At 72.0% G+C, this 4430-nt stretch carries 4 protein-coding genes; 1 reads left to right on the top strand and 3 read right to left on the bottom strand.

Going from position 1 to position 4430, the window contains the following annotated elements; all coding sequences use genetic code 11:
* The first annotated feature begins 71 nt into the window (after positions 1-71).
* Entirely contained in the window at positions 72-1664 is a 1593-nt protein-coding gene (gene lnt, locus D7V93_RS38925; RefSeq protein WP_120648120.1) for an apolipoprotein N-acyltransferase, read from the top strand.
* Between the two features lie 57 nt (positions 1665-1721).
* Here lnt and D7V93_RS38920 read toward each other — a convergent pair whose 3' ends face one another.
* The 3 genes from D7V93_RS38920 to D7V93_RS38910 all read right to left on the bottom strand — a co-directional run.
* On the bottom strand, positions 1722-2606 hold the full coding sequence (locus D7V93_RS38920) for a class I SAM-dependent methyltransferase (RefSeq protein WP_120648119.1): 885 nt from the start codon (positions 2604-2606) through the stop codon (positions 1722-1724).
* Between the two features lie 113 nt (positions 2607-2719).
* Positions 2720-3178 (bottom strand): SRPBCC family protein, encoded by a 459-nt coding sequence (locus D7V93_RS38915; RefSeq protein ID WP_120648118.1) that lies wholly within the window; start codon positions 3176-3178, stop codon positions 2720-2722.
* A 79-nt stretch (positions 3179-3257) separates the two neighbouring features.
* Positions 3258-4430 (bottom strand): multidrug effflux MFS transporter (locus D7V93_RS38910; protein WP_341870992.1); only part of this gene is annotated, 1173 nt, incomplete at its 5' end.

The following is a 4430-nucleotide window of genomic DNA, read 5'->3' as shown; positions in this document are numbered from 1 at the left end:
GAGCTCGCGCCCCCCGGCATGCCCCACCAGATGCTCGAGCTCCCCGTCGAGGAAGAGGACGGGGACGCGCCGTGAGCGGGTGGCGAGGGTGGGCCTGGGCGCTCCTCGGCGTCGCGGCGACCACCGTGCTGTTCGCGCGGTTCGGTGAGCTGCGACCGGGCTTCGCCTGGCTGGGCGCGGTGGTCCTGGCGCCGTGGCTCGCGGCCGTGGACCGCACCCGCTCCGCGCGCGGCGCGCTGGCCCTGGGCGCGCTGCTGTCGGTGACGTTCACCGCGGTTGTCTTTGGCTGGTTCCCGGGTGCCATCGCCGCCTACTCGCGCGCCCCCGTGTGGCTGTGCTGGGGCGTGTTCCTGCTCATCGCGCCCGTGCTGGAGCTCCAGTTCCTCACCGCCTCGTGGATCCGCTGGTACGCACGGCGGAAGGTGGGGGACGGCCCGCGCCTCGCGTGGGTGCCCCCGGTGCTCACCGCGCTCGTGTACGTGGGCACCGAGTGGTTCACGCCCAAGCTGTTCGCGGAGACGCTCGGCCACGGCCTCTACGCGTCGGAGACCCTGCGCCAGGGCGCGGACGTGGCGGGCGCTCCGGGCCTCACGCTGGGCCTGCTGCTCGTCAACGAGTGCGTCGTGGCGGTGGGGCAGGGGCTCGTCGCGCGGCGGGGCCTGCGGTTCGTGCCCGTGGCGCTGGCGGTCGTGCTCGGGCTCGTGGGCTTCGGCTACGGACGCCTGCGGCTGGGACAGGTGCGCGCGGCGGTGCGCTCCGCTCCGGGGCTGATGGTGGGCGCGGTGCAGGCGAACATCACGAACATCGAGAAGCGCGCGGCGGAGCAGGGCACCTACGAGGTGGTGCGCGACATCCTGGACACGCACTACGCGATGTCGGACGCGCTCCTGCGCTCGGCGCCGCTGGACCTGCTGGTGTGGCCGGAGACGGTGTACCCGACGACGTTCGGCACGCCGAAGAGCGAGGACGGCGGGGCGTTGGACGAGGAGATCCGCGCGTGGGTCGCGGAGCGCGGCGTTCCGCTGGTGTTCGGCACGTATGACCTGGACGGCGAGCGCGAGTTCAACGCCGCCATGTTCCTGGGCCCCTCCGCGACGGGCGGAATGGCGCAGGCCGCGTACCGCAAGACGATGCTGTTCCCGCTGACGGAGTGGGTGCCGGACGCGGTGGACACTCCCACGCTGCGCGCGTGGATGCCGTGGACCGGCCGCTGGAAGCGCGGGCCCGGGCCCCGGCTGGTGGACTTCCGGCTGAACGGCGGCCGCGTGCTCAAGGTGGCGCCGCTCATCTGCTACGAGGCGCTCTTCCCCGGCTACGTCGCGGAGGAGGTGCGCCAGGGCGCGGATCTGCTCCTCACGCTGTCCAATGACTCGTGGTTCTCCGGCACGCCCGCGCCCCGGATGCACCTGATGCACGCGGCCTTCCGCAGCATCGAGACGCGCACCGCGCAGGTGCGCGTGACGAACTCCGGCATCTCCGCGTTCATCGACCCGGCGGGCGCGTGGACCTCCGAGCTGGAGGACAACCAGCGCGCGGGCGTGGTGATGCGCGTGCCGGAGTCGGAGCGGCTGAACCCGCTGGCGGGCGCCTGGGGTGACTGGCTGGGGCCCGTGGCGCTGGGGCTGGCCGCGGTGCTGGGCGGGTGGATCCGCTTCAGGAAGTGAGCGCCCAGGCAGCTTCGGCGGTGCTGGGCGTATGGATCCGCCCGACCGCGTGAGCGCTCAGGCTGCTTCGGCGTGTGAAGCGGGAAGCTGGGCGTCCGCCTTCGGCTTCTGGGCGATGACCTGGATCTCCCGCCGCAGGTGCGTCACGCGGCACACCTGCACCCAGGCCCACAGCAAGGCGAAGCGCACGTACTCGTACGGAGCGCGCAGGCCCTTCGCCAGCCGTCGGCGCAGGATGTCCTTGCCCGCCTTCACTGGCGCCATGCCGGCCCTCGCGCAGGCGTCCGCGAGGTTGTGCTCGTAGAAGTACACGTGGTGCTGCCAGCCACGCCGGTCCGGCCGGAACGAGCGGCCCTTTCGGGGCATCACGATGATCTTGTAGTACGCCGCGTCCGGCACGATGACGAACGCCACGCCGCCCGGCCGCAGCACGCGCTGGATCTCCCGCAGGCCGTCCATCGGCTGGTCCACGTGCTCCAGCGTGTGCTTGAGCGTGATGATGTCGAAGGACGCATCCGGGAACGGCATCTGCGTCAGCGAGCCGTACTCGGCGGTGTAGCCGCGCTCGCGGCAGAGGTTCACGGAGAACTGCGAGTAGTCCAGCCCCGTGGCCTTCAGCCCCGCGCGCTGCGCCGCCTCCAGCACGTAGCCCGCGGAGCAGCCCACATCCAGCAGGTCCTTCGCGTGGGGCGCGTACTCCTGGCACACGAGCACCTGGCGCAGGCACTTGCGCACGCGGTGGTCCCAGCGGCTCAGGTACTTCGCGCGGTTGTGCTTGAAGTAGTTCTCCTCATAGCCCACGCCCAGGCCGGGCACCTGCTCGCGCTTGTAGATGAGCCCGCAGCCGGTGCAGCGGCCGTAGCTCAATTCCTTGAAGGCGACGACCGCGCGGGCCTCGGTGGCCTTGCAGACGGGACAGGCGGCGTAGAAGGGAGCAAGCATCACGGGGCGCACTATCCAGTGCCTTGTCCCGGAGCGTCAAACCGACCCGGGACCGAGAACGCGGTGCCCTGCCTGGTCTCCAGGCCTGGGACCTGAAGCCCCAGGCCTGAACATCATCCCGCCTCGACGAACGCCGCCAGCTTCGCGAGGGACATCCGCCAGCCTTCCTCGTTGTCGGCGGACGGTACGCCGCTCGGGAGCCCATCGTGCACGGCGATGACGTCGGTGCCGCCGTCCGCATCCACGAGCGTGACCGTGATGGTCATCTCGCCTTGCAGCGCGGGGTCCTCCGTCTCGAACTCCGTCACCTCGACCACCTGCTCGTCCGCCACGAGCTTCGCGAAGTGGCCGTGGTACGTGTCGGTGTGCGCGGTCGTCTTGCCCGTCGCGGTCGGCGCGTCGTACGTGAGCGAGATCCTGAACGCGCCTCCTTCGCGAGCGTCGAACGCATGGACGTGGCTGGTCATGCCCTCTGGCACCTTCCACGTCGCGATCGCTCGCGCATCAAGAAGCGCGCGATAGACCCTCGCGCGGGGCGCGTTCACATGGTGGCGGATGCGGGTTGAACCCATGCCCAGACATTAAGCAGTCCTCCGTCCGGGTCCAGGGGGAGCAGGGCGCCCCGGATGGGCTCCTCCGCTGCGCCCGGTTTCAGGACGTCGGCGTGGGGGCTTCGACCGCGGGCGTGCCCGCTTCGGGCGGCGTCGAGCGCCGGGCCAGGCCCAGGGCCCCCAGCGCGAGCAGGGCGGTGATGGCCACGCCCAGGGCCATGGGCCTCGCGGTGCCGTCGTGGCTCGCGCTCACCGCCGCGGAGGCACCGGCCGCGAGCAGGAACTGGAGCGCGCCCAGCACCGCCGACGCGATGCCCGCCTGCTTCGCGTGGTGCTCCATCGCCAGCGCGGTCGCGTTGGGGGAGATGGCGCCCAGGCTGGAGACGAACACGAACAGCGACAGCGCGATGCCCCACAGCCCGCCCAGTCCCGTCACCACCACGCCGACGAGCGCCAGCCCCGCGAACGCGGCCACGCGCACGGCCCACTTCAGCACCTGCTCCGGCGAGGAGCGCGCGAGCAGCCGGTGGTTGAGCTGCGACATGAGCACCAGCCCCGCCGCGTTCGCGCCGAAGAACCACCCGAAGTGCTCCGGCGCCACGCCGTGCAGCGTGATGAACACGAAGGGCGACCCGCCGATGTACGCGAACATCCCCGCCTGCGCGAGCCCCACCGCCAGCGCATGGCCCAGGAAGTCCGGCGCCCGCACGATGCGCGCCATGGAGCGGAAGGGCTGGGACGGTCCGCTCCGTGGCGGCGCCGTCTCCGGGAGGATGAGGACGACGGCGGCCAGCGCGATGACGCCGATGACCGCGTGGCTCCAGAAGATGGTGCGCCACCCGGACGTGCGCAGCACCCAGCCGCCCAGGAGCGGCGCCACGATGGGCGCGAGGCCCATCACCAGCACCAGCCGCGACATCATCCGCGCCGCCGCCGCGCCCGAGTGCAGGTCCCTCACGATGGCCCGCGAGGACACCATGCCCACCGAGCCCCCCAGCGCCTGGACGAACCGCCACGCCGCCAGCACCCCTGCCGAAGGCGCGAGCGCGCAGCCGATGGACCCCAGCATGTAGAGCGTCAGCCCCGCGTAGAGCGGCTTCGTGCGACCGAACCGGTCGCTCACCGGCCCGGAGAGGAGCTGCCCCAGCGCGAGCCCGGCGAAGAACGTCGCCAGCGTGCGCTCCACCTCGCCCGCGCTCGCGTGCAGCGACTGCCCGATGGCCGGGAACGCCGGCAGGTACATGTCGATGGACAGCGGCCCGAAGCCGATGAG

It is taken from the genome of Corallococcus llansteffanensis, from assembly GCF_003612055.1.
GTDB lineage: Bacteria > Myxococcota > Myxococcia > Myxococcales > Myxococcaceae > Corallococcus > Corallococcus llansteffanensis.
Note: the sequence above shows the minus strand (reverse complement) of the source record. Positions and strands in the feature narration are given on the sequence as shown.

Bases quoted from the DNA above. Each gene is read 5' to 3' on its own strand.
- D7V93_RS38915 (WP_120648118.1), bottom strand. From the start codon at position 3,178: ATGGGTTCAACCCGCATCCGCCACCATGTGAACGCGCCCCGCGCGAGG.
- D7V93_RS38920 (WP_120648119.1), bottom strand. From the start codon at position 2,606: ATGCTTGCTCCCTTCTACGCCGCCTGTCCCGTCTGCAAGGCCACCGAG.